Genomic DNA, 26,401 nt, shown 5'->3' on the forward strand with positions numbered 1-26,401 from the left:
AGGTTCAACCAATGATAGGATGAATCGACGTCGCCCGTGACTCGGCCGCAGGCAGTGTGGGGCGGCGCAACGATCAGACTGGGCCCGGGGTTGGCGCGTCGTGCTCCGGTCGACCCACGCAATACTGCCGTTAATGGAGTGAAGATGAAGATACTGGTACCGGTGAAGCGGGTGGTCGATTACAACGTGAAGGTCAGGGTCAAGGCCGACGGTAGCGGTGTCGATCTTGGCGGCGTGAAGATGAGCATGAATCCGTTTGACGAGATCGCCGTCGAGGAGGCCGTGCGTCTGAGGGAGGCGGGGGTGGCGACGGAGGTGGTGGCCGTCTCCTGCGGCCCGGTGGCGTGCCAGGACACCCTGCGCACGGCGCTGGCGATCGGTGCGGACCGCGCCATCCTGGTCGAGTGCGGCGAAACGGGAGATGCGGAACTGCAGCCGTTGGCGGTCGCGAAGCTGCTGAAGGCGGTGACCGAGCAGGAGCAGCCAGCGCTCGTCGTGTGCGGGAAGCAGGCGATCGACAATGACGCCAACCAGGTCGGGCAGATGCTCGCGGCGCTGCTCGGCTGGCCGCAGGCAACCTGCGTGTCGAAACTCGGCATCGATGGCAGCGTGGCTCGTGTGACGCGCGAAATCGACGGTGGACTGGAAGCGCTGGAAGTGGACCTGCCGGCGCTCGTTACGACCGATCTGCGGCTCAATGAGCCGCGCTATGCGACCTTGCCGTCGATCATGAAGGCGAAGAAGAAGCCGCTCACGACCGTATCGCCGGCCGAGCTGGGCGTGGAGATCGCTCCGCGCCTGCTCACGCTGCAGGTGTCGGAGCCTGCGCGGCGGAGCGCGGGCGTCAAGGTGGGCGACGTGAAGGAGCTCCTGGCCAAACTCACGAACGAAGCGGCGGTGATCTGAATGGCGATCTTGGTAATTGCAGAGCACGACAACGCAGCCATCCGGGCCGCGACCCTGAATACGGTTACGGCGGCCCGCCGGATCGGCGGCGATGTCGACGTCCTGGTGGCCGGCAGCGATTGCGCGGCGGTCGTCGCGGCCGCGGCGCAGATCGGCGGCGTGAGAACGGTCCTGCATGCGGATGCGCCGCATTACGCCGATGGCGGCGCCGAGAACCTCGCGGCTCTCGTCGTCGCCAATGCAACGGGTTACCGCCACATCCTTGCGCCGGCTTCGGGCTTCGGCAAAAACGTCGCGCCGCGCGTGGCGGCGTCGCTGGATTCGGCGCAGATCTCCGAGATTGTTGCGGTCGAGTCCGAGGACACCTTCGTCCGCCCTATTTATGCCGGCAACGCCCTCGCGAAAGTGAAATCCGTCGACGCCGTGAAGGTGATCACCGTGCGGTCCACTGCCTTCGAGGCGGCGGAGCAGGGTGGGGGCGCGGCGATCGAGACTATCGCGGCCGCGCCTGCGTTCGGACGCGTGCGCGTCGTCGGCCGCGAATTGACCAGATCGGCACGACCGGAACTGGGTGGCGCCAGGATCGTCGTGTCCGGCGGGCGCGGCATGGGCAGCGACGAAAACTTCCACGCGCTGCTGGAGCCTCTTGCCGACCGCCTCGGTGCCGCGATCGGGGCGAGCCGCGCGGCCGTCGATGCAGGCTTCGCGCCGAACGACTATCAGGTCGGGCAGACCGGCAAGGTCATTGCGCCGCAGCTCTACATAGCGGTGGGGATCTCCGGCGCCATCCAGCATCTGGCCGGCATGAAGGATTCGCGTGTGATCGTCGCGATCAACAAGGATCCGGAGGCGCCGATCTTCGACGTTGCCGATTACGGAATCGTCGGCGATCTCTTCACTCTTGTGCCCGAATTGACGGCCGAGCTTGCGCCCTCCGCCTGAGGACAATCTTCTCTCCACGCTGGCTCCTCTTTGCCCGTCGCCATTTCGGTCGCGGGCTTTTTTTTGTCCTAACCCGGTCCGATGCTATGCAGATTCTCGATATTCGAAGCGTTGACGCCCGCAATGGGAGTCATTATAGTGGTTGAACCATTGATTTTTTGGTGCGATTGTCGGAGCGCGCGAATACGTGACGAATGCTCTGCGACGCCTTGCGACGAAGGATGCGACCTGGTTCTGGCGCGTGCCGGGGCCTCGATGCGAGGACATCGAAATGCTCAATTACGGCAAGACCCGTGACTGGAAATCCGGCGACGTCCGGCACAGCTACACGACCAAGGACTCGATCCTCTACGCACTCGCGCTAGGCGTGGGTGCCGATCCGCTGGATGGACGCCAGTTGCGCTTCATCTACGAGAAGGAGCTCGCGGTCGTGCCGACGATGGCCGCCGTGCTCGCGTCGCCCGGCTTCTGGATGCGCGACCGTGCCGAGCTCGGCATCGACCACCTCAAGATCGTGCACGCGGAGCAGGGCGTGCGACTGCACGCGGCGCTGCCGCCGCAGGGGACGTTGATCGGCCGCAGTCGCGTGGTGAGGGTGGTCGACAAGGGCGCGGGACGGGGCGCGATCCTGTACATCGAGAAGCAGCTCTACGACGAGGCGACGCAGCAGCTGATTGCCACGGCCGAGCAGGCAATGTTCTGCCGTGGCGATGGCGGGTTTTCGTTGGCGGGCGGCGGCGACGAGGCGCCTACCGGATTGCCGCCGACGCCGGACCGGCCGCCCGAGGCGGTAGTCGATCTGGCCACCCGCCCAGATGCCGCTGCCTTATATCGCCTGTGCGGCGATCTCAACCCGCTCCACATCGACCCCGCAGTTGCGGCCAAGGCCGGCTTCCCGAAGCCGATCCTGCATGGGCTCGCGACCTACGGCATGGCGTGCCGGGGCCTGCTCGAACTGTATTGCGACTACGACCCGCTGCGGCTTCGCTCGATCCGCGGGCGTCTGTCCGCGCCCGTGTATCCCGGCGAGACGCTGCGCGTCGAATGCTGGCGCGAGGGTGGCGAGGTCGCCTTCCGGGTACGGGCGCTCGAGCGTAACGTCGTCGTGCTGTCACACGGCAGGGCCGAGGTGTAAGGGCGGCAGCCGGTTCTTCAATCCGCAGGGGCCCGGCAGCGGCGCACCGGGACCGTCAAGGAGGGGTAATGAACGATAGATTCTTTGCGATTCGACTGATCTTGCGCTTCGGGACCCTTGGCGCATGGGTGATCTCGGCTGCATTCGGGTTGAGTGCTGCGGTCCTGCTGTGGCCTGCAATGGGGTGGATGGCACCGCTTGTCGCGCTGCTCGCTGCCGGCCTCGCCTTCCTGCTGTGCAAGAGCTACGTCGAGCTTGTTTCCATCGTGTTCTCGATGGTGCATTAGACGGACGCGCGGCGCGGACCGACGGAGAGACGGTTTCACTACAAGAACGAAGGAGGACAAATGGAGATACATGCAACCTTGCCGCGGCTGGCCTACCAGCATGCGCTGAATGTGCCGGACCAGATCGCGCTGGTGTCGATCGGCCAGGGCTCGGTGACCTGGGGCGAGCTTTGGGATTCCGCAAGGCGCTGGGCAGGCTGGCTCGAAGCGAATGGCGTCCGGCCGGGCGACCGCGTCGCGTCGCTGGCCCCGCAATCGCTCGAGGGTACCTATCTATGGATGGGCTGCGCCGCGGCGGGCGCGGTCGAAGTCTCGATCAACAACCAGTTCCGCGGCGAGTGGCTGCGGCACGCGCTGCGCGTGTCGTCCGCCAAGGTTGTCGTGCTCGCGCGGAAGTTCCTCGAGCAGGCGCTCGCGGTCATCGACGGGACGGGCGTGGAGACGATCCTCGTCTACGATGCGCCGAACGAGACGTTCGGCGCGGATTGCTGCGTGAAGATCGTCACGGCATCGCCCGAATCGGCTCCGCCGGGCGGTTGCGACGGCGAACCGCAGGTATTCCCGCACGATATCGCGTGCATTCTCTACACGTCGGGAACGACGGGGGTATCGAAGGCGGTCGAGATCCCGTGGGCCCTGCTGCACCACACCGCGGCGACCTACGGTCTGACGTTCGAGCGCGGGCCCAATCAGGTCTTCTACTTTCCATATTCCGCGTACCACCTGTCGGGGCGCGACGCGCTCTATTCTGCGGCGCTCACCGGCGGGCGGTCCGTGGTTCGCGATGTCTTCTCGACGTCGTCGTTCTGGGACGACATCCGCGAACACGGCTGCACCTGGACGCTCCTGTTCGCCGCGACGGCGCGATTCCTCGCGAGCGTGCCGGAAAGCCCGGACGATTTGGACAATCCGCTCGAACTGGTGCTCATCAACCCGCTGCTGCCGGAAACCGACGCCCTCAGGCGCCGCTTCGGTTTCCGCACGTATGCGACCTACGGCATGACCGAGACCGGCATCACGCTGGTGACGCCCCCCGATCACGCCATGTCCGCGCATGCCGGCTGTTGTGGCCGCCCGGTTGAAGGGCTGGAGGTGAGGCTGGTCGATCCGCACGACCACGCGGTGGGGCCGGGCGAAGTCGGGGAGCTGGTGGTCCGTGGGCGCGATCCGTGGATGATCACGACGGGCTATCAGGGGGCGCCGGAGGCGACTGTGAAAGCCTGGCGGAACGGATGGTTCCATTCCGGCGATCTGTTCCGGGTGGATGCGCAGGGTTACTACTACTACATCGATCGATCGAAGGACATGATCCGCCGCCGTGGCGAAAACATCTCGTCGTTCGAACTCGAATCGGCCGTCCTCACGCACGCGACTATTGCCGAAGCCGCAGCCGTGGGTGTTGCCTCGCCGCTAGGCGATGAGGAGGTACTGATCGCCGTCGTGGCGAAACCCGGCAAACACATCAATCCGCTCGAACTCGTTTCCTACCTGCAGGAGCGGGTCCCCCGCTTTGCGGTGCCGCGCTACGTACGCATCCTCGACGAGCTGCCCAAGACGCAATCGACGATGCGGGTGCAAAGACAGGTGCTGCGGTCGGAAGGCATTGCCGACGGCACGTGGGACCGCGCCGAAGCTGTTGAGAAAGCGGTCGCATGACCGCGTCCGCTCCCGACTGGAGGAAACCGAGACAATGAAGAACGAACGCCGCGGGCCGCTGACGGGCCTGAAGATCGTCGAATTTGCCGGCATCGGGCCGGCGCCTTTCTGCGCCAGCCTGCTCGCCGACATGGGCGCGGACGTGATCCGCATCGACCGTGCCGATCAGGCCGGAAACCCCCCCGATCTGCTGACGCGCGGGCGCCGTTCGGTGGCGCTCAACCTAAAAGATCCCGCCTCCATCGAAGTCTGCCTGGCCTTGCTCGAGCGTGCCGACGCCCTCATCGAGGGCTTCCGGCCGGGGGTCATGGAGCGCCTGGGGCTGGGGCCGGATGTCGTGCTGGCGCGCAACCCGAAGCTCGCCTATGGTCGCATGACCGGCTGGGGACAGACCGGCCCGCTCGCGCAGACCGCCGGCCACGACATCAACTACATCGCACTGAGTGGCGCGCTGGCGGCGATCGGGACGCAGGAGCAACCGGTGCCGCCCCTGAACCTTGCCGGCGATTTCGGCGGCGGATCGCTGTATCTCGGCCTCGGGCTGCTCGCGGCGGTCCTGCACGCGCGCCAGACCGGCTGCGGGCAGGTCATCGACTGCTCGATGGTCGAAGGGGCCGCCTCGCTTATGGGCTTGTACTACGAATTCCATGCAGCCGGGCAATGGGGCGAGCGGGCGACGAACCTGCTCGACGGCGGCGCGCATTTTTACGTTCCGTACCGCTGTGCGGACGGAAAATGGATCTGCATCGGCGCGATCGAGCCTCAGTTCTATGCCTTGCTGATTGAGAAGCTGGGGCTGGCTTCCAGCGTGGATCTCGCGAAGCAGAACGATCCGGCGGAGTGGCCGGCAATGAAGGCGAAGCTGGCGGAACTGATCGCCACGCGCACGCGCGACGAATGGTGCCGCTTGCTCGAAGGCACCGACGCCTGCGTCGCCCCGATCCTGGATCTCGCGGAGGCGCCCCTGCACCCGCACAACCTTGCGCGCGGCACGTTCGTCGAGATCGATGGCCAGTTGCAGCCGGGCGTGGCGCCACGCTTTTCCGCGACGCCTGGGCAGGCGGGCAGGAAGCCGGCGTGCGTGGGCGCGGATTCGGAGGCGGTCCTTGCCGAATGGGGCATTCCCGAGCGCGCGATCGCGCAGGTGAAGGTGTCCCCACGGCCACAGCGATAAGCACGGCCGTGCGGAGGGCCTGGTTCCATCAGAAGTCATAAATAGATTGCCGACCGGGCGTGTTTCCCGTTCGGCACAACATCCGGAGGGCGCATGACGCCCTCCGGTCGCATCCCCATTCAGAGTGCTGCCGATGCTTGACTACCCCTGGACCGACGCACCCGCACCGGGCGCGGCAATCGCGCTCGCGCCGGGAGTGCTGTGGCTGCGCATGCCGATGCCGATGGCACCGCGACATATCAACCTCTGGGCCATCCGCGACCGAGACCCGCAAACGGGTCTGCGCGGTTGGACCATCGTCGATGCCGGGCTCCACACCCAGGAAACCATCGACCACTGGGAAGCGCTCCTGTCACCGTCGGGGGCGCTCGAAGGCGAGCCGATCCTGCGCGTCGTCGTGACCCACCTGCATCCCGACCACGCCGGCATGGCCGGCTGGCTCACGCGCCGTTTCGACGCGCCCCTGTCGATGACCGAACGCGAGCACCGGGCTTGCTGCGCGATGTTCGACGAGGACGGCCGCGAGGCGCCCGATGACGTCCTCGCCTTCAACCGCAGGGCGGGCTGGTCCGACGAGCAGATCACGCGCTTTCGCAGCCGCTTCGGCAGCTTTGGACGCTTGATCCATCCGCCGCCGCGTGAATACCGCGTGCTTCGTGACGGCGAGACGCTGCAGATCGGCGATTACGCGTGGCGGGTCGTTGTCGGCAGGGGGCATTCGCCGGAGCACGCATGTCTCCATTGTCCCGGGCTGAAGCTCTTCATCTCGGGCGACCAAGTGCTGCCGCGGACGTCGTCCAACGTGTCGGTCGTGCCGTCGGAGCCGGACGGCGACCCGATTGCCGACTGGTTCGATTCGATCGACAGGATCCGGGAGACGGTGCCGGACGACGTGCTCGTGCTGCCGGCTCACAACCTGCCGTTCCGCGGCCTGCATGCGCGCCTCGACCAGCTCGCCACCACCACCACGTCCTCGCTGGACGCCCTGAGAAGCTCGCTGGATTGCCCGCGGCGCGTCGTGGATATGTTCGCGCCCCTGTTCGGACGGCCGATCCTGGAGTACGAACTCCTGATTCTCGCGACGGGGGAGGGGCAGGCGCACATCAACCACCTGCTGCAACGCCGTGAAGCCGTCGCCTGCCGGATCGAGAACGGCGTTGCCTGGTATTGCGCGGCCGCCGCCTGAGCGCGCGTCCTGATACGCTGGTGGCGCCGGAAATGAAAAGGCCAGGGCCGGCGGATCGCTCCACCGGCCCTGGCTTTTTCCTGCTTAGTGCGTCCGCGTCAGGCCGCCTGTACTTTCGCCCGGCGGGAGCTGATCGACTCGGCGACGGCGGCGACCGCCTGTTTATGGAAGGGGGTCGAGAAGCATTCCTTTTCCAAGGCGAGAGAGAGGTCCAGCGTCAGATTCACGGTCTGGCTCAGCGCCTTGTTCACCGCGCGCTTGGTCGAACGGATCGCGATCTGCGAGCCATTCGACAGCCGCGTCGCCAGCGCCATCGCCTTGTCGAAGACCTGGTCCGTAGGCACGACGTGGTTGATCAGCCCGATGCGCTCGGCTTCAGTCGCGCTCAGGCTGTCGCCGGTCATCAGGTATTCCTTCGCACGGGCGACGCCGACGAGCGATGGCCAGATCGCGGCGCCGCCGTCGCCGGCTGTGACGCCGATTAGCACGTGCGGATCGGCGATCTTTGCAGTGTCGGCCGCATAGATCACGTCGCAGAACAACACCAGCGTGGCGCCGAGGCCAGCCGCGGCGCCATTGACGGCGGCGATGATCGGTTGCGGCACTTCGAGCATGTCGAGGATGATTTTGCGCGCTTCGATCATGATCTTGTCGAGCGTCTCCGTCGTCAGGTTCATCACCATGTCGAGGTCGCCGCCCGCCGAAAAGGCCTTGCCCTCACCGGTGAAGACGACCGCGTTCGTGGTGTCGTCGGCCGCGATCTCGGCGAAGACCTGTGACAGCTCGGTGTGCATCGTCTGATTGACGGCGTTGCGCGCGTCGGGGCGGTTCAGCGACATGACGAGGACGCTGCCGACCTTGCGGAACGACAGGGTCTGGAATTTTTCGTAGTTCATTTCCGATACTCCTCCTTCTAGTTCATCGAAGATTCCGATGGGCATTGGGGCCGGTCGCCGACCCGCGACCGGGGGCGGGTGCGTTGTTCGGGTTGTGTAGTTTCAGGCAGGGACGGCGTTTTTCGCCGCGCCGCCAGGCACGACCTTGCTTTCGCGCAGTTCGGCGATTTTTTCGGCCGAGTAGCCCAAGACTTCGGCAAGTACCGCGTCGTTGTCGCCACCGAGGGACGGCACGTAGTTCCGCGCACGTGCCACCGTGTTCCGGTACTGGAAGGCCGGATTGGGGACCTTGAACGGCCCCGCGCCGTCGTCCAGCGTCGCGAAGCTGCCGCGCTCCTCGAGCGGCCGCAGGTTCATCGCCTCGCGCACGGTGAAGTAGCGCGAGCACGGGACGCCGGCGTCGTTGAGGGTCGCCTCGCATTCCTCCGCGGTGCGCTCGCCCGCCCACTCGTCGAGGAGCGCCATCAGCGTGCCCCAGTTATGTTCGCGGTGGCTGCCCTTATTCTTGCCGCGGATGCTGTTCGAGAAGCGGGGATCGTCGACCCACTCCGGGTGGCCGGTCGCGCGCGCGAGCGCCTCGAAGTTGTTCTGGTTGACGGTCGCGATCAGGATGAAGCCGTCCTTCGCACGCGTAGGCTGGTACAACGGCCGCTTGTGGTCGGACGGGAACTGCGCTTCCTGGGTCTCGTAGACCAGCATGCCGAGCATCGAATCCATCAGCGACAGGTCCACCCACTCGCCGCGGCCGGTGCGCGCGGCCCGGTACAGTGCGGCCTGGACGCCACCGAACGCGAGGCTTCCACCCAGGACGTCGGCGATGAAAATGCCGTTCTTGAGCGGTTGCTCGATCCCGTCCTGATAACCAAGGTTCGCCATGTCGAAACCCGATGCGGCGTGCAGCACGGGTGCGTAGGCGCTGCGTTGCGCCCACGAACCGGTCTGCCCGAAGCCCGAGATCGAGCAGTACACGAGCTTGGGATTGATCTTGGCGAGCGTCGCGTATCCCAGCCCCAGCCGGTCCATCACACCGGGGCGGAAGTTTTCGACGACGATGTCGCACTTCGCGACCAGCTCGCGCACGACGTCGCGGGCGCCCGGCTGCTTCAGATCCAGCGTCAGGCTCTTCTTGCCGCAGTTCAGATGGCCGAAATAGGTGCTCTTGCCGTCACGCAGCGGCACGCGCATGCGGACATAGTCGCCCTCCGGGGCCTCGACCTTGATCACCTCGGCTCCGAGATCGGCCATCAGCCGGGTGCAGTACGGGCCCGACATCATGGTCGTGAAGTCGAGCACCCGGACTCCATCCAAAGCGCCTTCATCTTTCATACTCGATGCTCCTGACTGTTGGTTCACCCGAGGTTGCTTTCCGACACCGCGAGGCCCGCGAGACGGGACGCGCTCATTTCGTCGAGATACTCGGCGTTCGAGCGCGGCTTCCCGACGTAGCGCTCAAGGTAGGCGGCGAAGTTCTCGGGTTTCCCGCTCGCCTTCACGTATTCGCGGAGATGCGCGTCGTCGGCGCGGTACAGGCTCGCGCTCGCGGTCGGGTGGGCACCGTAGGGCACCTCGACCACCGCATCGACCATGTGCGCGGGCAGCTTCGTCAGGTGATTGTTCCGCCGGATCACGTCGTGCGAGACGATGCGATCGACGGACACCACGACGCGGCGCGAGGCCTGCGCGAGCATCACGTCGAAGAACGGGGCGCCGATGAATTGCACGTTCCCGTGCTCGTCGGCCTGCTGCGCGTGGATCAGGCAGATGTCCGGCCGGACGGGCGGCACCGCGAGCAGCCGCCGCTCGCCCGGTTGCGTCGGCAACGTGCGGTAGTGCTGCGGATTGACCTTCGGCAGGTCGGTCGCGAGGTCGGGAATCGGCATGAAGGGCAGGTCGCAGATCGCAGCCCGCAAGCCGCCGGCGATCCCCGGGCCGTCCATCTCGTGCACCTTCAGCGTGCCCGCCTCGGCTGCGCGTCGGAAGTGCGGCGCCAGGCCGTATTGCTCGAAGCTCAGGAACACGCACACAGTGCTGCGCGCGCGGCCCGCGCCGATGAGCATGTCCGGCGCGATCGAGCCGGGTGTCGGGATGAGATCCAGGTCCTTCGCGCCCTGGCGGATGAGTTCCCGGACGAGCGCCATCGGCTGGGACGTGAAGATCCAGCCGCCCAGCCCCACCGACGCGCCGTCGGGAACGCCGGCCAGGGCCTGCTCGAGGGAGACGATTTTCGAGGGCTGTGTGCTCATAGCGCGATCAGGTGGCGTGCGATGACGACGCGTTGGATCTGGTTCGTACCCTCGTAGATCTGCTTGATCTTCGCGTCGCGCATCATGCGCTCGAGTGGGTACTCCTTCATGTAGCCGACGCCGCCCATGAGTTGCACGGCATCTGTGGTCACCTTCATAGCCATGTCGCTCGCGAAACACTTCGCCATCGCCGACATCTCGGAGAGCCGCGAAAAATCGCCTGTGTCGATGCGGTGCGTCGTTTCATACACGAGGGCGCGTGCGGCTTCGATCTGCATCGCCATGTCGGCCATCATCCACTGCAGCCCCTGGAACTGCCCGACTGCGCGGCCGAACTGCTTGCGTTCCTTGGTGTAGGCGAGCGCGACGTCGAAGGCGCCCTGGGCGAGTCCCACCGACTGCGCGCCGATCGTCGGGCGGTTCATGTCGAGGATGCGCATCGCCGCGAGGAAGCCCTTGCCTTCCTCTCCGATCATGTTCTCGGCCGGCACGCGCATGTTTTCGAAGAAGAGTTCGACGTTGGGTATGCCATTGAGGCCCATCTTCTTCTCGTTGCGGCCGACGCGGAAACCGGCGGTCTTGGTGTCGACCATGAAGCAGCTGATGCCTTCGAAGCCTTTTTCGCCGTTCGTACGCGCGAACACGAGGGCCCAGTGCGCGACACTGCCGAAAGTGATGAAGCACTTCTGGCCGTTGATGACGTAGCTGTCGCCGTCGCGGCGTGCGCGGGTGCGCATCGAGCCGACGTCGGAACCGGCCTCCGGCTCGGTGATCGCGACGCAGCCCAGGGTGCGGCCCTCTGCGACGAGGGGTAGCCAGCGCTTGCGCTGTTCCTCGGTGCCGAAGTGGAGCAGCGGCAGGATCAGGCCGATCGAGGCCTGGCCGGCGAGCAGCGCGCACGACGACGACGCCTTCGCGATCTCTTCGCGGGCGATACAGACGGAGGTGACGTCGCCGCCCGGGCCGTCGTATTCTTCCGGGACGAGGCATTGCAGCAGCCCCATGTCGCCCAAGATCGGCACGAGCTCCTCGGGGAAACGGTCGGTCGCGTCGATTTCCGCGGCGATCGGCCTGATCTCCTTATCGACCATCTGACGGATCGCGTCCTGCAAGGCCAGGTGTGTGTCTGTAAAGTGGTAAGGCATGATGTTTTCCCGTGGATGGTTCGTGTGGGTCAGGGGAACTTCTTGCGAAGCACCCCGGTGGAGTCGACTCTGGTGCGCAGCAGTTGGAGTTCTTCGGCGCTCGGTGGCTCGGTGACGGGCGGCGTGCCTTCGACGACCAACTCGAAGCCGGTCGCGTCGATGACCTGGGCGAGGCTGACGCCAGGGTTGAGCGAGCGCACGCGCATCGCCCGCGTGCCTGGGGCGAAGTCGAAGACGCCGAGTGGCGTGACGACGAGCCGCGGGCCGCCGGGCGGCAGGCCGTACTCTTCCCGTGAGTTGCCGCCGTCGAGGTGGCCCGGCCCGCACAGGAAGTCGAGCTTGGGGACGAAGGCGCTGCGGTCGTGACGCGTGAGCACGACATAGAAGCGCTTGCTCAGGCCGGTGAGCGCGGCGATCCCGACCGTGCCGGGACCACGGAGTTTCGGTTTTGCGTGGTCGCCCAGGACGACGGTGTTGATGTTGCCGAAGCGGTCGACCTGCAGCGCTGAGAGGATCGCAAAGTCGAAGAAATGGATCTTCCAGTCGATGAAGTCGATCATGTTCGGCAGGTCGAGCCACGCCTCCGCCGATTCGATGTTCTCGTAGTCGGCGGTCGATAGCAGCTCGTCGCGCTTCGGACTGATCATGCCGCCCGGGCCGGAGATCCATGACAGCCGAGGTCCCTGCAGGTGCTGGGCAAGGTTGCAGGCGGCCAGCTGTATGTCGGAGTTGGTGCCGATGATCGCGTGCTCGCCGTCGGCGAGATCCCTTGCGAGGAGGACCGCCAGCATCTCCCCAGTCGAATACTCAGTATTTGTCATCGTCGCCGTATGTTGCGTTTTAGAAATCAGTGGTTGAACCATTGATATTAATGTAATGAGCTTTCGACCACCCTGTCAATGGCCTTGCTGAGTGTTCGGCGGGGCGGTCGTCAGATCCGCCGGCCCGTCCCCTGCCAGAACGGGTCGCGCAGCCGGCGCTTAAAGATCTTGCCGCTGTCCTCACGCGGTAGCGCCTCATGGAAGTCCACGCGGCGCGGAACCTTGTATTTCGCGAGCCGCTCGGCGAGGAAGGCGCGGACGTGCTCGGCCGTCAGCGCCGCACCGGGCAGCGGCTGCACGGCGGCGGCGAGGGATTCGCCAAACTCCTCATCCGGAATGCCGAATACCGCGCAGTCCTGAACGCCGGGGCATTGCAGCAGCACCATCTCGATCTCGGCCGGATAGATGTTGGCGCCCGCTGAGATCACCATGTCCGAGCGCCTGTCGCACAGAAAAAGGAAACCGTCCTTAAGGTAGCCGATGTCGCCGCAGCTGATCAGGCCGTCGCGCTCGATCTGTCTGCGCTTCGCCTCGTTGTTCAGATAGGTGAAGTCCGCGTAGGCAGGCACACGCATATAGATTTCGCCGATCTCGCCCGCGGGGAGTTCCTTGCCGTCATCGCCGTAGAACGCGATGCGTGTGCCGGGCGTGGGCACGCCGACGCTGCCGGGGTGGGCGAGCCAGTCGTGCGGCGCACACAGCGTGGCCGTGCCGACCTCCGAGCCGCCGTAGGTCTCGTAGACGATGGGGCCCCACCATTCCATGAGTTCCTTCTTGACCTCGGCGGGGCAGGGTGCTCCGGTGTGAGTGACCCACTTCAGCGAGCTGATGTCGTAGCGAGCGCGGACTTCGGGCGGGAGCTTGAGCAGGCGCACGAACATTGTCGGCACCATGACAGCGTGGCTGATGCGGTACTTCTCGATCGCAGCCAGCATCTCCTCTGGTTCGAACTTCGACTGCAACACCAGCACGTCGGCGGTGGGTAGAGCCTGGCGGCCATAGGCGTTGGGCGAGGCGTGGTACAGCGGACCCGCGATCAGCGCCCGCACACCGGTCTTGAGGCCATATACCCGCTGCATCAGTTCGATATAGGCGGTCGCCTGTTCCGGTGTCGCGGCGTCGCGCTTTACCGCTTTCGGATGCCCGGTCGTGCCGGACGTGTAGATCATCGTCGCGCGGCTGCGTTTCGGTGCCTGGTCCCACGGTGCGAATTCGTCGCACCAGTCGGACCAGATCGTGTCGCCCGCAGCCGGGCGCGCGGCGTCGGCACCGATACCGTAGCGGTCCTGCACCTCCTGCGGCGTGGGGACGACGAAGATGCGCAGGTCGGCCGGCAGATGTCCGCGCAGCGGCGCCAGCAGGTCGGCGTGCGCGACGAGCAGCTTCGGCGTCGCGTCGTCGAGGATGTAGCGCACCTCGTCGAGCTTGCTGTGCCAGTTGAGCGGCACGGAGTAGGCGCCGATCGCGGCGGCGGCCTCCTGTGCTTCGAAGAACGCGAAGTCGTTTCGCAGAAGCAAGGCGACGCGGTCGCCTTCACGCACGCCGATCGAATCGAAACCCCGGGCCGCTCGGCGCGCCCGCAGCAGCACCTCGTCGCGTGGAACCGGGCGGTCATCAAGATAGATAAGGGGGGAACCCATCGCTCACTCCTTCTTCGTATAGAAATGGTTGAACCATAGCGTAAATGAGAAAGTAGGCCGACGCAATATGGCGGTGAAGCGTGCCGCGAAAAATATGTGAGCGTGAAAAGGAGCAGGTCCGATGGCGCATCGACGCGCTCGACCGTGCGCCTTATCGTCTGCCCGTTTCCGGTTGCGCAGAATTTTGCGTAAAAGGTCGAACCAATGATATATTGGCCGCAGAGCCCGGTGGATTCCGTTGTGGTTCGAAATTCCCATTTACACGCCGGAGATCCGATCATGCCGACAGCCAAAGCCGCCATCGCCGCGCCCGTCTTTCAGCGCGTGCGCACGCGCCGCACGTTCGAAGCGGTGTGCGACCAGATCCGGCGCCAGGTCAACGACGGAGCGCTGCGCCCGGGGCAGCGCTTACCGGGCGAGCGCGAATTGGCCGAGCAATTCGACGTAAGCCGTAGCGGTGTGCGGGAAGCCCTGCGCAGTCTCGAATCGGCCGGACTCGTCGAAGCACGCACGGGCGTCAATGGTGGCTTCTTCATTCGCAGCACCGGCACCGAAGGCATCGCTCAGGCGGTGCGCGACATGGTGGCGCTCGGTCAGGTGCCGACGGAAAACGTGACCGATGCGCGGATCGAGCTCACCTGCGTGGCGATCCGCCTCGCCTGTCAGCGGGCGACCGCTGCCGAACTTGATGCGATCGAGGCCGACATCGACCACCATACGGAGCTGTTCCGCCACGGCGGTGGCTCACGCAACACGCGCTCGGTGACGGAGTTCTACCGACTGCTCGCGCGTGCGACGCACAACGAGGTGATCGTGATGCTGGTGGAGGCGCTGGCCGAGATCGTCCGCACCCTGCTCGCGCGGATCGACCCGCGGCCACGCGAGGACGTGTTCGCGGTGCGCCGCAAGGTGGTGTCGCTCATCCGCGCCGGCGACGCCGAGCAGGCCTGCGCCGTGATGACGGATTACCTGCGGCAGCTCAACGACTACCTCGAGGACCAGAGCCAGACGCGTAGCGCGCGCGGCTGATGCCTGCGGCGCTCCCGGTCGCTGTGGGGAGCGCCGCCAGCTTGCTCAGGCGACCGCCGCCGCGCCGGACGCCGCCTTCAGGGTCGGGACCTGGTCGCGCAGGACGTTCTTCTGCACCTTTCCCATCGCGTTGCGCGGCAGGTCGTCGACGAAGACGACCGACTTGGGCACCTTGAAGTTGGCGAGCTGCGCCTTCACGGCTGCAATCACGCTGCCCTCGGTCAGTGCTGCGCCGTTCGCCCGGTCGCGCACGACCACCGCCGTCACCGCCTCGCCGAAATCGGGATGCGGGACGCCGATCACCGCCGATTCGACGACGCCCGGCAGCGCGTCGATCACCGTCTCGATCTCCTTCGGATACACGTTGAGGCCACCGGTGATCACGAGATCCTTCGAGCGGCCGATGATCGTGAGGTAGCCGTCCGCTTCGAGGCGTCCGAGGTCGCCCGTGCGGAAGAAGCCGTCGTCGGTGTGTTCCTCGCGCGTCTTCTCGGGCAGGCGCCAGTAGCCGACGAAGACATTTTCCCCCTTGACCTGGATGTTGCCGATCTCGCCCGGCGCGACCGGCGCCCCGTCGTCGTTCACGACACGCAGGCTCAGGCCGGGGAGCGGCAGGCCGACGCTTCCGCAGCGCCGTTCCCCGTCGTAGGGATTCGAGACGAACATGCCGCCCTCGGTCATGCCGTAGCGTTCGAGAATGGTATGGCCGCTGCGCTGCGCGAACTCGGTGAAGGTGTCGGCGAGCAGGGGCGCCGAGCCCGAGATGAAGAGGCGCATCCGGCGGCAGGTGTCGGCCGTGAAGGCGGGATCGGCGAGCAGCCGCACGTAGTAGGTCGGGACGCCCATGAAGACCGTCGAGCGGGGCAGCAGTTCGAGCGTGCGGTTGGGGTCGAAGCGGGGCTCGAAGTACATCGCGCTGCCGTTCCACAGCGCGCAATGGATCGCGACAAAGAGGCCGTGGAAGTGGAAGATCGGCAGCATGTGGAGCAGCACGTCGCCGGGCCGGAAGCCCCAGGTCTCGTGCAGGATCTCGCAATTCACGGTGAGGTTGCGATGCGACAGCATCGCGCCCTTGGCGCGCCCCGTGGTGCCCGAAGTGTACAGGATGGCGGCGAGATCGCCATCGGCGCGGATCGCGGTCTCGAAGGCCGCATCATGTTGCACCGCCTGTTCGACGAGGCTGCCAGTGCCGTCGTCGGCGAGCGCGAGGGTATGTGGAACGCCGGCCTCGCGGGCGACGCCTTCGGCGACGTCGCGCATCTGCGGGCGGAAGACGAACAGCGTCGGGGTCGCGTCGCGCAGGAAATGCTCGATCTCGCCGCGCTGGTAGGCCGGATTCATCGGCAGGAAGACGCCGCCTGCCCGCAGGCAACCGAGGTACAGAAACACCGCTTCCGGCGTCTTTTCGACCTGGACGGCGACGCGGTCGCCGGCCTTCACGCCCAGGCTCGACAGCAGGTTGGCGTAGCGGCCGCTTTGCTCGTGCAGTTCGCCGTAGGTGATGGTGCGGCCGCCGGGCAGGATCAGGCAGGGCGCGTGGGGATCGCTCGGGAAGCGGGCCTGCAGCAGGGCGTAGAGATTGTGGTTCATGCGTGTTCCTCCGCTAGGCGGCGCACATGGAAGGCCGTGTCGCCGAAGAGTTGATCGATCACCGTGAAATGGCGCAGGTAGTGCCCCGCCGAATACTCTGTCGTCATTCCTATGCCTCCGTGAAGTTGGATTGCCTGCTGGCCGACCAGGCGTGCTTCGCGTCCGATCACGGCCTTGGCCATGGCAATGTGGCGTGCACGGTCCTGCGCCTCGGGGTCGTCGACGATCATCGCGGCGAGCATCGCCATGCTGCGGGCCTGCTCGGTCGCGATCAGCATTTCGGCAGCCCGGTGCTGCAGGGCCTGGTTTTCGCCGATGGGGCGGCCAAACTGCTGGCGCGTGTTGAGGTAGTCGACCGTCAGATCGAGCGCCGCCTGCATCGCGCCCACCGCCTGCGCGCAGACCGCCGCGATGCCCGTTTCGATGACCCGTTCGATGATGGGCCAGGCCTCGGTGGCGGTGCCGAGCAGGCGGCCGCGGACGCCGGACAGCGTGATCTCCGCAGCCGGCGTCTGGTCCAGCAGTCGGTAGCCCCGTTTCGACAACCCCTTGGCGTCGCCCGGCACGAGGAAGAGACCGATGCCCTCCGTCGCATCGGCGGCGCCGCGCACCCGCGCGCTTACCACCAGCAGGTCCGCCGACAGTCCGTGCAGGACGAGGCTCTTCGCGCCGTGCAGGACCCATGTGTCACCGTCTTGTGCGGCGGTGGTCGTCACGTGCGACGGCTGGTGCCAGGTGTCGCGCTCGCCGTGCGCCCATGCGCACAGCAGGCTGCCGTCGGCGATGCGGGGCAGGAAGTCGGCCCGCTGCGACGGTGTGCCGCCGACCCGCAGTGCCGTGCCCGCCAGCACGACGGTCGCGAGGTAGGGCTCCAGCGCCATCACGCGGCCGAAGGCCTCCATCGTCAGCATCAGGTCCGCCGCATCGCCGCCGAATCCGCCATGCTCTTCCGCGAACGGTAATCCGAGCAGGCCGAGTTCGGCGTAACGTGCCCACATGTCACGGCTCCAGCCGTCGTCCTGTTGCGCGTGGCGGTTGCGGGCCTCGAAGTTGTAGTGGGTGCCGAGCAGGCGGGTGACGCTTTCCTGCAGCGCTCGCTGCTCGTCCTTAAGATTGAAATCCATTCATAGCCCCAAGACGGTTTTGGCGAGGATGTTCTTCTGAATCTCGTTCGAGCCGCCGTAGATGGAGGCGGCGCGCGAGTAGAAGTAGCTGGGGGCGAGCGCGGCCCCCCAGCGCGGGGCCGCGTCGAGCTCGTCGGCGGCGCCCCCCGCAGGCTGGATCGCGATCGCGGCCGGGCCCGCCGACCGGCAGGCCAGTTCACAGACCGCCTGGTAGAGTTCGGTGCCGCGGACCTTGAGCACTGAGGTCAGGGGATCGGGCTTGTCGGCATGGTGCCCGGCGTGACCGGCGACGACCCGCAGCTGGGTGATTTCGAGCGCCTTGAGGTCGGCCTCGATCAGTGCGAGCTGTTCGCGGAAACACGGGTCTTCGGCCAGCGGCCGCTTGCCGGCTTTCACCTGCGTGGCCAGTTCGCGTGCGTACGACAGCCTTTCCTTCGAGCGCCCGACGCCGGCGATGCCGGTACGTTCGTGCCCGAGCAGGAACTTCGCGTAATCCCAGCCCTTGTTCTCTTCGCCTACGCGGTTCTCGACCGGCACGCGTACCTCGTCGAGGAAGACCTCGTTGAGGTGGTGGTGGCCGTCGATGGACATGATCGGGCGCACGGTGACGCCGGGCGTCTTCATGTCGATCAGCAGCATCGAGATCCCTACCTGCTTCTTCGCCGCCGGGTCGGTGCGCACGAGACAGAACATCCAGTCCGCGTGATGCGCCATCGTCGTCCAGATTTTCTGTCCGGTAACGACGTAGTGGTCGCCGTCGCGGCGAGCCAAGGTGCGCAGCGAAGCGAGGTCGGAGCCCGCGTCGGGTTCCGAAAAACCTTGGCAGAACCAGATGTCGAGGTTGGCGATCTTCGGAAGGAACTGCCGCTTCTGTTCCTCGCTGCCGAACTGGATGATGACCGGTCCGATCATGCTGCTGTTGAACACCAGCGGTGTCGGCGCCGGGGCGAGAAAGATCTCCTCCGTGAGGATCATGCGCTCGACCGGAGAGAGGCCGGCCCCGCCCCATTCCTTTGGCCAGTGCGCAGTCGCCCAGCCCCGTGTGTTGAGGATGCGGTGCCAGCGGACGATGTGATCCTTCGTTGGCGGATGGCCGGCGCGCAGGTGGCTTCGGATGTCCTCGGGCAGGTTGGTTGCGATGAAATCGCGGACTTCCTCGCGGAAGCGCTTCTCCTTGGCGGTAAGACGTAGATCCATCTTTGTGGTTTTCCTTTGGTTGTTCGATCAACCTCTTGCTGGACGGTTGCGTAGGTAATCGCCATTGACGCGACTGTCGAAATTAGCGTATCATTGGTTCAACCGTTTGACAACGTCTTCGAAAGAATCGTGACCGGAAGGTGGGCGGCGATTCGCCGCTGAACATGCGGCACACTTGATGCTGCGAGGCTCCCGGCGAGTGCGTGGCGGCGGCCAGTTCCTGAAAACCAGCGAGGCGAGTGCATGAAGCTACTGACAGAACGGTGCGGACGGGTGCTTGTGGTGACGTTGAGCAATCCAGCGGCGCGGAATGCGATCGGATCCGAGCTTTATCCGGTGGCGAGTGCCGTGTTCCGCGAAGCGGCCGGCGATGATGGCATCGGCGCGATCGTGCTGACGGGCGAGGGGGAGCACTTCTGCGGCGGAGGAAACCTGAACCGGGTGTTCCAGCAGCGTTCTATGCCGCCGGATTCGCAGCGCGGAAACCTCGATGGCTTCCATGCGTGGATCCTGAGCATGCGGGCGTGTGCAAAGCCGGTGATTGCGGCCGTCGAGGGGGCTGCTGCAGGCGGCGGCTTTGCGCTGGCACTCGCCTGCGATCTGATCGTTGCCGCGGACGACGCGAAGTTCGTGATGTCCTACGTGAGGGTGGCTCTCTCTCCGGACGGCGGAGGGTCTGATTCCCTCGCAAAGATGCTGCCGCCCCAGGCTGCGCTGGAAATGCTGCTGGATGGTGATGTCGTGTCCGCCGCGCGCTTACACCACCTGGGCGTCGTCAATCGCGTCACGCCGCATGGCGTCGCGCTGAGGGAAGCGCTCGGTTGGGCGGAGCGACTGGCGCAAGGGCCGGTCGACGCACATGCGCGAATCAAGCGCCTCGTGTACGGGGCGCACGGGCGGAGCCGGCAGGAACAACTCGATGCCGAGCGCGAAGAGTTCATCGGCGCGCTTTTTGGCGATGAGGCGGGCGAGGGCATCCAGGCATTCCTGGAAAAGCGGGCGGCGCGGTACGCCCTGTAAGCGAACGTGCAGGGGGCAAGGCGGCTGCGTCACGATACGCCCGCGCCGGCTTGGCGTGCGGGAGACTCAATGCTTGGCCGAGCGGGCAGGCCGCGGCTCCGCAGGACTGCTGCATACGATGCGATGGTTGAGCCCTTTCAGTGTTTGAGGCAAAATAATCACGAAAGCGCGTCAATTATTCATCGGGCGCGCGGCCGCTCCCTGTAGCGGCCTCCTTCCAAGCCCCTGTCTTGCCATTCGCGCGGAGCCAAGCAATGAACGACCTTTCTGCTGCGGGGTCCGACCTGAATTTCGAACCGATCCGGTCGCAACGGGCCTTCGAGGAAATTGCGACCCAGATTCGCTCCCTGATTTCTTCCGGCAAGCTCAAGCCCGGCGACCGGTTGCCCGCAGAGCGGGACCTGTCGGCGCAGTTCGATGTCAGCCGAAACACCTTGCGCGAAGCCTTGCGATCGCTCGAGATCGCCGGTTTGCTGGAGTTGCGCAAGGGTTCGGCGGGTGGTGCATTCATTCGTCCGGGCAGTCCCGATGTGATCGTCAATGGTCTGCGCGACCTGTACGATCTCGGCGCGATTACTCCGCGGCAACTCACCGAAGCACGCATCTGGATCGAGGCGATGGTCGTTCGTGTCGCTTGCGAGCGTGCGACGGACGAGGACATCGTTGCGCTTGAAGAAAACATCGGGAGCGTTGCAATGGCCCACAAGGCGGGCGATGAGGCTGCCCGCGCGGCGGGCAACGTGCGATTCCACTCCCTGTTGGGGCAGGCCACGCATAACCCGATTCTCGCGATCGTGATGGACGGGATCATGGAGGTCATGCATCAGTTCATGACCGTGCTGGGCCCCCAGCATTATTCGACCGTGCTGCCTTCGCGGCGTCGCCTGGTCGGCTTCATCAAGGCGCGTGATGGTGATGCGGCAGAGGCCGAAATGACCCGCCATCTCGAGAGGATTCACCGCTCGTATCTATCGAAGCTCGACCAGATGAAGGGCGCCGCGGGCAACAAGTAACGCGCTGGCGCGCCTTCTGGCGCGCGATTCGTCTTCGTCTTTCGTTTGCAGGCCGGCACGCACCGTCAACGGTGCGTGCCGGCCTGTTGCTTTTCCGGGGTGACGTTCGCGTCGAGCCGGGGGGGGGGCGTGCCGCCTTTACGCAGATCCAGTGCGTGTATTTGCAGTCGATGCCGGGGGCGGGCTCTGAATTCCTTGGATTTTATTTAGCTGAGTGCTATATTGGTTGAACCATAAATGGTCCAGCTAATGTTGACTTGGGTGGATGCATTCCGTATCGTCGTTGTGCCGGTACGGCAGCCGTACGAGTTGTGGCGGGCGGGCGCCAGCGTTGTGCCAGTGCCAAGGTCACTCGTCACGTCACCCGAATGCTTCCGGCGATGGGCCTGCTGAAAACTTGGCGACGCCTCCCCGGGGAGTCGCCCCAACGCGAAAGGAAGATGATCCGTATGAAAAGTCAGATCTTCGAGAAGCTTCGGCATGCATCCGAGAAACCCCTCACCGCCGCACGCGAGTGGAAGGAAACGAACCGGAAAATGGTCGTCGGGTCGTTTCCGATGAATTTCCCCGGGGAACTGGCCCATGCGGCAGGCACCTTGCCGATGCTTATCCAGGAGGCCGAGGATCCCATCACCGTCGGTCACGGCATCATCTATCCGTTTTACTGCGGTTACACGCGGAGCCTTGTGGATCAGGCCGCCAAGGGCGACTTCGAGGTGCTCGACGCGATCATGTTCGGCGACCACTGCGTGCAGTTGCTCGGCGCGGCGGACGCGGTGCGGATGACGCTGCCGAAGAAGCGCGTGGCCTTCTATCAGCTGATCTCTTCGATGTGCGACCCCTGGACGCACGGGCGGGCACGCGAAAGTTTCGTCGGGCTGAAGAAAGTGCTCGAGGAACTGGTCGGGAACGCCATCGACGACGACGCCCTGCGCTCGAGCATCCGGCTCTTCAACAAGAACCGGCGACTGATCCGCCACATCTACGAGCTGCGACGCACGGGGCGAGTGGCGCTCACGGCGCGCGAAATGCAGTACATCGTCAAGTCGAGCATGGTGATGGACAAGGCCGAGCACACGGCGCTGATGGAAGCGCTCGTGGCGGAGCTCGAACGCGATCGCTCCACCGCACCGGCGGGGGTGCGCGTGCATCTATCGGGCCACTTCTGCCAGGCGCCGAAGCCGGAAATCCTCGACCTGATCGAATCCTGTGGCGCCACGGTGGTCGGTGACGACCTCTTCCACGGCTATCGCTACATCTCGACGGACGTGCGCGAGGACGGCGACCCGCTCGACGCGCTGGCCGAGTGGTACATGGCGCGCAATACCGGCGTGCCGTGTCCGACGCGCGTGCAGAACGACATCGACTGGGACGGCTACCTGATCAACGCGGTCGAGAACGAGAAGGCACAAGGGCTGATCGTGCTGATGGCGAAGTTCTGCGAGCCGCACATGTACTACTACCCCGAGGTCAAGCACACCTTCGAGCGTCATGGGGTGCCGCACCTGCTGATCGAGACCGAGCACGAAGGCATTCCGCTCGAGGGGCTCAAGACCCGCGTCGAGACCTTCCTCGAGATCGTCAAGCGCAGAGAGGCCGTCGCGCTCGCCAACTAAACGGTCGCAATCCCCAAGGAGACTTCCATGAACAGTGCAGTGCAGGATCAGAAGAAAGCCAACAAGCTCACTTCCACGCGAAACGCCGGCAAGTTGGTGAACGACTATTGGGAGACCGTTTTCCGCGCGAAGGAGGAGGGCAAGCTGGTCTGCTGGTACGAGGGATCGGCGATCAACCCCTTCCTCCAGGCGGCCGACATCTGCTGGGTGCATGGCGAGGCCTATTCAGCGCTGCTCGCGGCGCGCCACCAGGAAGGTCCGGCACAGAAGGCAGCCGAGGAGCATGGCTACATCAAGGAATTGTGCTCGTATGCGCGTACTCACCTCGGTTGCGTGGTGTCGAACCAGCGCATGGGCAACGCGCCCGAAACGCCTTTCCTCGGCATGGCGGACGACCCCCATCTTGCGGCGCGCCTGCCGGCGCCCGACATGATCATCAGCGCCTATGCGTACTGCAGTACGGGGCAGCAGTGGGACGAAATCACGGCGCGGCTTTTCGGCAAGAAGATCCCGATCTTCAACGTTTCGATCCCGCTGATCTGGGGCGGCAAGCCCGATGCGGGCTACCTGAAGGGCGAAGAGTGGGAAGAGACTTCGCAGTACCTCGCGCGGCAGTTGCGCGAGATGGTCGTCTTCATCGAGCAGCAGACCGGCCGCAAGTTCGAGTGGGATCGCCTGTACGAGATGATGGGGTACGTGAAGCAGGCCTCCAAGCTGCGCCTCGAAGCGATGGATCTGTGCACGGCGCGGCCGGCGCCGGCGTCGTTCTTCGACTGGATCGTAAGCATCGCGCCGCTCAACAACCTGCCGATCGGCCCGCATCTGGTCGACTTCTTCCAGGGCATGAAGGACGAGGTCCAGCAGCGCGTCGCGAGCGGAGCAGGGGCGATCCACAACGAGCGCTACCGCCTCTATTTCGACGGCATCATGAACTGGAACAAGGTGGGCTGGCTCGCGGAGAAGTTCGCGAAGTACGACGCGACGGTCGTGAGCGGACGCTACACGCACCAAGCCTTCTGGCAAGAGCCGGACCTGATCGACCCGAACGATCCGATCCTCGGCATGGCCCAGAACTACCTGATCTGCCCGATCAATCTCAGCGCGCCCTTCCTGATCGAGAAGACGCTCAATTTCTGCCGCAAGTACGAGCTCGACGGCATGGTGCTGCACTCGTCGCGGACCTGCCGCGCCTTCACGAATCCGCAGTTCCTGATGGCCGAGGCGGCGACGCGCGAGCTGGGTATCCCGACGACGATGTTCGAGGGCGACGTGACCGACGAGTCGTTCTACAAGGACGAACTCCTGAACAGCCGCGTCGAGGCGATGCTGGAAGCGATCGATGCGAGCCGGGCCGGCCGCGGAACGCCGAGCCAGGTCAGCGATTTCTCCCTGCTCGCGCAGAACCGGGCGGAGGCCTCGCCGCTGGTGTTCCACCGCGGCTGAGACGGGCGGCAACCGGAGGAGGGCGGCATGAAATCTTATGTGATGGGGATCGACTTCGGCTCGACCACGGCCAAGACGGTGATCCTGGACACGAAAGGGCGAGTCGTCGCATCGTGCATCGGCAACATGGGCGCGGTGAGCGACGACGGCGTGAAGGCTTCGGTCAAGGGGGCGCTGGAACAGGCCGGCATCACCCAGGCCGACGTCGGCCGGACGGTCAGTACCGGCTACGGCCGGCGTATGCTGGAGATCGCGGACAAGAATTACACCGAGATCACCTGCCATGCGCGCGGCGCGGTCGCGATGATGCCCGAGGCGCGCCTCGTCATCGACATCGGCGGGCAGGACAGCAAGGTCATCGCGATCGACGCGAACGGGCTCGTCGCCCAGTTTGCGATGAACGACCGCTGTGCGGCGGGCACCGGGAAATTCCTCGAGGTGCTGGCGCGGGCGATGGACATCGAGCTCGACAAGATGGGCGGCGTCGCGCTGCAGGCGCAGCAGAAGCTGCAGATCTCGAGCATGTGCGCGACCTTCGCCGAGACCGAAGTGATCTCGCTGCTCGCCGAGGGCAACGCGAAGCCGGACGTCCTCGCGGCGGTGCATGCCGCGATCGCTAGCCGCACGCTGGGCCTCGTGAGCCGCGTCGGCAAACGAGGGCCGATCGTGATGACGGGCGGGGTCGCGAAGAACGTCGCGGCCGTGCGCCACATCGAGGAGGCACTCGAAATGCCGCTCCATCTGCCGCCCGACCCGCAGATCGCAGGCGCGCTCGGCGCGGCGCTGCTCGCGCTCGACGATTTCCGCGCGTCGAACCCGCTGCCGGATGCCGATGAGGACGACCACATGGAGGATGCGATGGGAGCGGCACGCGCGTGCGGCACCGGCTGCAAGGGCAAGCCCGCCGAAGGGGCTGCCAAACCGTTCTGGACAAAGCTCACGGGCCTGGGCTCCAGCCGCAAGGCCGACGCGGCGACGAAGTGAGCCGCGCGTGAGGGCTGCGGCCCGAACGCGGTTCGAAAGCATCCACCTCAGTCACGACAATGGACCACTCATGGAAATCAAACCCCCCGAAGCGTTGCCGCTGAAGGAATGCGGGCTGCTCATCACCGGCGGGACGGCCGGGGTCGGGCTGGCGACCGCGTTCAAGTTTGCCGAGGCGGGCGTGACGCGCATCGCGCTCGTCGGCCGCGCCGCCGAGCGTGGCGAACGCGCCCGCGTCGCGGTTCAGGAGCGTTTCCCGGCCGCCCGCGTCGTTTTCATCCAGGCCGACGCGATGGACCCTGCGCAGGCGACGCGCGCCGTCGAAACCGCCGAGCGGCAGATCGGCAACGTCGACATTCTGGTCAACAGCGTGTCGAGCGCCGCGGTGCCCGGTCTGTTCCACGAATCGCCGATCGAGGACGTCCTGCCGACGGTCGTGAATCAGTTGCTGCCGCCACTGCACATGTGCCGGGCGGCCGTCGCCGGCATGGCGTCGCGGCGTCGCGGCGCGATCGTCAACATCTCGTCCGACGCGGCCAAGGTGTCGACGCCGGGCGAGGCGGTCGTCGGCAGTGCGATGGCCGCGATCGTGCGCTTCTCGACCGCCTTCGCGCTGGAGGCGAAGCGCTACGGGGTGCGCGTCAATGTCGTCACGCCGTCGCTGATCGGCGGAACGGATGCTTATGACAAGCTGATGAAGGACGAGTTCGCGGGGAAACTGTTCGAGAAGGCCTTGCGCGCCGCGCACTTGGGGATGACGCTGCCGGAGGATCTCGCGCCGCTGATCGTGTTCCTTGCAAGCCCCGAGGCGGCCCGCATCACCGGTCAGGTCATCAGTGTGAACGGGGGCATTTCGGTCGCCTGAGGAAGCATTTTCGCCGATCGACCAGTCAGTGCGCCGCGGGCCCGGGAGCGATTCCGGGCCCGCAGTCTTTCGTCTGTTGCGGATGCGTCAGGCGGGCGTGAACATCGGGATCAGCGCGCCATCCTCGGCCGCCTTGAAGCACACTTTGACGCGCTGGCCGATGCGGACGGCGTCGAGATCGCAGTCGACGATGTTGGTCAGCATCGTCACGCCCTCGTCGAGTGTCACGTAAGCGATCGCATAGGGAATCGGTCCGGCGCGGCGCGTAACGCTGACGCTGTAGACAGTGCCGAGACCGCTCGCGTCGGTCCACTCGGTATCGCCCTGGCAGAAGGGGCAGATCGGGCGCGGATACCAGTGGGGTTCGCCGCAGGCGGTGCATTTGCGGTAGCGCAGCACGCGGTCGCGCGCGGCAGCCCAGTAGGGCTCGGTGGCGGGGTCCGAGATCGGCGCGCCGAGGGGGCGCTCCTGGTACATCGTCGTCATGGG

The 26,401-nt window shown here is 65.6% G+C and carries 24 protein-coding genes; 14 read left to right on the forward strand and 10 right to left on the reverse strand.

The features are described from left to right. Positions 1-144: 144 nt before the first annotated feature. The 7 genes from CDA09_RS09125 to CDA09_RS09155 all read left to right on the forward strand — a co-directional run bounded on the left by CDA09_RS09125 (position 145) and on the right by CDA09_RS09155 (position 7,286). The gene (locus CDA09_RS09125; protein ID WP_121428330.1) at positions 145-906 is read left to right on the forward strand and encodes an electron transfer flavoprotein subunit beta/FixA family protein; all 762 of its coding nucleotides are present in this window, start codon (positions 145-147) and stop codon (positions 904-906) included. Continuing rightward, positions 907-1,848, forward strand: coding sequence for an electron transfer flavoprotein subunit alpha/FixB family protein (locus tag CDA09_RS09130; RefSeq protein WP_121428331.1), 942 nt, complete (start codon positions 907-909; stop codon positions 1,846-1,848). A gap of 187 nt (positions 1,849-2,035) precedes the next feature. Then, entirely contained in the window at positions 2,036-2,983 is a 948-nt protein-coding gene (locus tag CDA09_RS09135) for a MaoC family dehydratase (RefSeq protein WP_217351296.1), read from the forward strand. A 68-nt stretch (positions 2,984-3,051) separates the two neighbouring features. Further along, complete coding sequence (locus tag CDA09_RS09140) at positions 3,052-3,270, forward strand: hypothetical protein (RefSeq protein WP_121428333.1); 219 nt, start codon at positions 3,052-3,054, stop codon at positions 3,268-3,270. 60 nt (positions 3,271-3,330) lie between these two features. Further along, positions 3,331-4,926, forward strand: coding sequence for an AMP-binding protein (locus CDA09_RS09145; protein WP_121428334.1), 1,596 nt, complete (start codon positions 3,331-3,333; stop codon positions 4,924-4,926). Between the two features lie 34 nt (positions 4,927-4,960). Further along, positions 4,961-6,100, forward strand: coding sequence for a CaiB/BaiF CoA transferase family protein (locus CDA09_RS09150; RefSeq protein WP_121428335.1), 1,140 nt, complete (start codon positions 4,961-4,963; stop codon positions 6,098-6,100). A gap of 133 nt (positions 6,101-6,233) precedes the next feature. Next, entirely contained in the window at positions 6,234-7,286 is a 1,053-nt protein-coding gene (locus CDA09_RS09155; protein WP_121428336.1) for an MBL fold metallo-hydrolase, read from the forward strand. 98 nt (positions 7,287-7,384) lie between these two features. Here CDA09_RS09155 and CDA09_RS09160 read toward each other — a convergent pair whose 3' ends face one another. From CDA09_RS09160 to CDA09_RS09185, 6 genes are all read right to left on the reverse strand, one after another. Then, entirely contained in the window at positions 7,385-8,182 is a 798-nt protein-coding gene (locus tag CDA09_RS09160; RefSeq protein WP_121428337.1) for an enoyl-CoA hydratase/isomerase family protein, read from the reverse strand. A 102-nt stretch (positions 8,183-8,284) separates the two neighbouring features. Continuing rightward, positions 8,285-9,508 carry a CaiB/BaiF CoA transferase family protein gene (locus tag CDA09_RS09165; protein ID WP_121428338.1) on the reverse strand — a complete coding sequence of 408 codons (1,224 nt, stop codon included), beginning with the start codon at positions 9,506-9,508 and terminating at the stop codon, positions 8,285-8,287. Between the two features lie 23 nt (positions 9,509-9,531). Then, positions 9,532-10,425 carry a CoA transferase subunit A gene (locus tag CDA09_RS09170; RefSeq protein WP_121428339.1) on the reverse strand — a complete coding sequence of 298 codons (894 nt, stop codon included), beginning with the start codon at positions 10,423-10,425 and terminating at the stop codon, positions 9,532-9,534. Further along, on the reverse strand, positions 10,422-11,570 hold the full coding sequence (locus CDA09_RS09175) for an acyl-CoA dehydrogenase family protein (protein WP_121428340.1): 1,149 nt from the start codon (positions 11,568-11,570) through the stop codon (positions 10,422-10,424). The genes CDA09_RS09170 and CDA09_RS09175 overlap by 4 nt, the downstream gene beginning before the upstream one ends. A gap of 29 nt (positions 11,571-11,599) precedes the next feature. After that, positions 11,600-12,391, reverse strand: coding sequence for a CoA-transferase subunit beta (locus CDA09_RS09180; RefSeq protein ID WP_121428341.1), 792 nt, complete (start codon positions 12,389-12,391; stop codon positions 11,600-11,602). 110 nt (positions 12,392-12,501) lie between these two features. After that, positions 12,502-14,031: an acyl-CoA synthetase gene (locus CDA09_RS09185; protein WP_121428342.1), complete on the reverse strand. Its 1,530-nt coding sequence runs from the start codon at positions 14,029-14,031 to the stop codon at positions 12,502-12,504. A 279-nt stretch (positions 14,032-14,310) separates the two neighbouring features. Between CDA09_RS09185 and CDA09_RS09190 the strand changes: the two genes are divergently transcribed. Beyond that, entirely contained in the window at positions 14,311-15,060 is a 750-nt protein-coding gene (locus CDA09_RS09190; protein WP_174718424.1) for a FadR/GntR family transcriptional regulator, read from the forward strand. Between the two features lie 45 nt (positions 15,061-15,105). Here the strand turns inward: CDA09_RS09190 and CDA09_RS09195 are convergent, their stop codons facing one another. From CDA09_RS09195 to CDA09_RS09205, 3 genes are read right to left on the reverse strand one after another with little or no spacing between them, the layout of a single operon-like run. Beyond that, on the reverse strand, positions 15,106-16,650 hold the full coding sequence (locus tag CDA09_RS09195; protein ID WP_121428344.1) for a malonate--CoA ligase: 1,545 nt from the start codon (positions 16,648-16,650) through the stop codon (positions 15,106-15,108). Next, a complete protein-coding gene (locus tag CDA09_RS09200) occupies positions 16,647-17,774 on the reverse strand; it encodes an acyl-CoA dehydrogenase family protein (RefSeq protein WP_121428345.1) in 1,128 nt (375 codons plus the stop codon). The genes CDA09_RS09195 and CDA09_RS09200 overlap by 4 nt, the downstream gene beginning before the upstream one ends. Continuing rightward, positions 17,775-18,971: an acyl-CoA dehydrogenase family protein gene (locus tag CDA09_RS09205; protein WP_121428346.1), complete on the reverse strand. Its 1,197-nt coding sequence runs from the start codon at positions 18,969-18,971 to the stop codon at positions 17,775-17,777. 243 nt (positions 18,972-19,214) lie between these two features. Between CDA09_RS09205 and CDA09_RS09210 the strand changes: the two genes are divergently transcribed. From CDA09_RS09210 to CDA09_RS09235, 6 genes are all read left to right on the forward strand, one after another. Then, positions 19,215-19,991, forward strand: a complete 777-nt coding sequence (locus CDA09_RS09210; protein WP_121428347.1) for an oxepin-CoA hydrolase, alternative type — start codon at positions 19,215-19,217, stop codon at positions 19,989-19,991. Positions 19,992-20,245: 254 nt separating this feature from the next. Continuing rightward, the gene (locus CDA09_RS09215) at positions 20,246-21,004 is read left to right on the forward strand and encodes a FadR/GntR family transcriptional regulator (protein WP_121428348.1); all 759 of its coding nucleotides are present in this window, start codon (positions 20,246-20,248) and stop codon (positions 21,002-21,004) included. Positions 21,005-21,453: 449 nt separating this feature from the next. Beyond that, positions 21,454-22,620 carry a 2-hydroxyacyl-CoA dehydratase subunit D gene (locus CDA09_RS09220; RefSeq protein ID WP_217351297.1) on the forward strand — a complete coding sequence of 389 codons (1,167 nt, stop codon included), beginning with the start codon at positions 21,454-21,456 and terminating at the stop codon, positions 22,618-22,620. Between the two features lie 27 nt (positions 22,621-22,647). Further along, complete coding sequence (locus CDA09_RS09225) at positions 22,648-24,063, forward strand: 2-hydroxyacyl-CoA dehydratase subunit D (protein ID WP_121428350.1); 1,416 nt, start codon at positions 22,648-22,650, stop codon at positions 24,061-24,063. A 27-nt stretch (positions 24,064-24,090) separates the two neighbouring features. After that, the gene (locus CDA09_RS09230) at positions 24,091-25,047 is read left to right on the forward strand and encodes an acyl-CoA dehydratase activase (RefSeq protein ID WP_121428351.1); all 957 of its coding nucleotides are present in this window, start codon (positions 24,091-24,093) and stop codon (positions 25,045-25,047) included. Positions 25,048-25,117: 70 nt separating this feature from the next. Next, the gene (locus tag CDA09_RS09235) at positions 25,118-25,912 is read left to right on the forward strand and encodes an SDR family NAD(P)-dependent oxidoreductase (RefSeq protein WP_121428352.1); all 795 of its coding nucleotides are present in this window, start codon (positions 25,118-25,120) and stop codon (positions 25,910-25,912) included. Positions 25,913-25,999: 87 nt separating this feature from the next. On the opposite strand, the gene CDA09_RS09240 is transcribed toward CDA09_RS09235, so the two are convergent. Further along, positions 26,000-26,398, reverse strand: coding sequence for a Zn-ribbon domain-containing OB-fold protein (locus tag CDA09_RS09240; RefSeq protein ID WP_121428353.1), 399 nt, complete (start codon positions 26,396-26,398; stop codon positions 26,000-26,002). Positions 26,399-26,401 lie beyond the last annotated feature (3 nt).

It is taken from the genome of Azoarcus sp. DN11 (assembly GCF_003628555.1).
Lineage (GTDB): Bacteria > Pseudomonadota > Gammaproteobacteria > Burkholderiales > Rhodocyclaceae > Aromatoleum.

Coding starts and splice junctions, on each gene's coding strand:
- CDA09_RS09175 (WP_121428340.1), bottom strand. CDS start 11,570: ATGCCTTACCACTTTACAGACACACACCTGGCCTTGCAGGACGCGATC.
- CDA09_RS09185 (WP_121428342.1), bottom strand. CDS start 14,031: ATGGGTTCCCCCCTTATCTATCTTGATGACCGCCCGGTTCCACGCGAC.
- CDA09_RS09200 (WP_121428345.1), bottom strand. CDS start 17,774: ATGGATTTCAATCTTAAGGACGAGCAGCGAGCGCTGCAGGAAAGCGTC.
- CDA09_RS09170 (WP_121428339.1), bottom strand. CDS start 10,425: ATGAGCACACAGCCCTCGAAAATCGTCTCCCTCGAGCAGGCCCTGGCC.
- CDA09_RS09165 (WP_121428338.1), bottom strand. CDS start 9,508: ATGAAAGATGAAGGCGCTTTGGATGGAGTCCGGGTGCTCGACTTCACG.
- CDA09_RS09195 (WP_121428344.1), bottom strand. CDS start 16,650: ATGAACCACAATCTCTACGCCCTGCTGCAGGCCCGCTTCCCGAGCGAT.
- CDA09_RS09150 (WP_121428335.1), top strand. CDS start 4,961: ATGAAGAACGAACGCCGCGGGCCGCTGACGGGCCTGAAGATCGTCGAA.
- CDA09_RS09190 (WP_174718424.1), top strand. CDS start 14,311: ATGCCGACAGCCAAAGCCGCCATCGCCGCGCCCGTCTTTCAGCGCGTG.
- CDA09_RS09235 (WP_121428352.1), top strand. CDS start 25,118: ATGGAAATCAAACCCCCCGAAGCGTTGCCGCTGAAGGAATGCGGGCTG.
- CDA09_RS09205 (WP_121428346.1), bottom strand. CDS start 18,971: ATGGATCTACGTCTTACCGCCAAGGAGAAGCGCTTCCGCGAGGAAGTC.
- CDA09_RS09210 (WP_121428347.1), top strand. CDS start 19,215: ATGAAGCTACTGACAGAACGGTGCGGACGGGTGCTTGTGGTGACGTTG.
- CDA09_RS09220 (WP_217351297.1), top strand. CDS start 21,454: ATGAAAAGTCAGATCTTCGAGAAGCTTCGGCATGCATCCGAGAAACCC.
- CDA09_RS09180 (WP_121428341.1), bottom strand. CDS start 12,391: ATGACAAATACTGAGTATTCGACTGGGGAGATGCTGGCGGTCCTCCTC.
- CDA09_RS09155 (WP_121428336.1), top strand. CDS start 6,234: ATGCTTGACTACCCCTGGACCGACGCACCCGCACCGGGCGCGGCAATC.
- CDA09_RS09225 (WP_121428350.1), top strand. CDS start 22,648: ATGAACAGTGCAGTGCAGGATCAGAAGAAAGCCAACAAGCTCACTTCC.
- CDA09_RS09130 (WP_121428331.1), top strand. CDS start 907: ATGGCGATCTTGGTAATTGCAGAGCACGACAACGCAGCCATCCGGGCC.
- CDA09_RS09140 (WP_121428333.1), top strand. CDS start 3,052: ATGAACGATAGATTCTTTGCGATTCGACTGATCTTGCGCTTCGGGACC.
- CDA09_RS09215 (WP_121428348.1), top strand. CDS start 20,246: ATGAACGACCTTTCTGCTGCGGGGTCCGACCTGAATTTCGAACCGATC.
- CDA09_RS09240 (WP_121428353.1), bottom strand. CDS start 26,398: ATGACGACGATGTACCAGGAGCGCCCCCTCGGCGCGCCGATCTCGGAC.
- CDA09_RS09160 (WP_121428337.1), bottom strand. CDS start 8,182: ATGAACTACGAAAAATTCCAGACCCTGTCGTTCCGCAAGGTCGGCAGC.
- CDA09_RS09145 (WP_121428334.1), top strand. CDS start 3,331: ATGGAGATACATGCAACCTTGCCGCGGCTGGCCTACCAGCATGCGCTG.
- CDA09_RS09230 (WP_121428351.1), top strand. CDS start 24,091: ATGAAATCTTATGTGATGGGGATCGACTTCGGCTCGACCACGGCCAAG.
- CDA09_RS09125 (WP_121428330.1), top strand. CDS start 145: ATGAAGATACTGGTACCGGTGAAGCGGGTGGTCGATTACAACGTGAAG.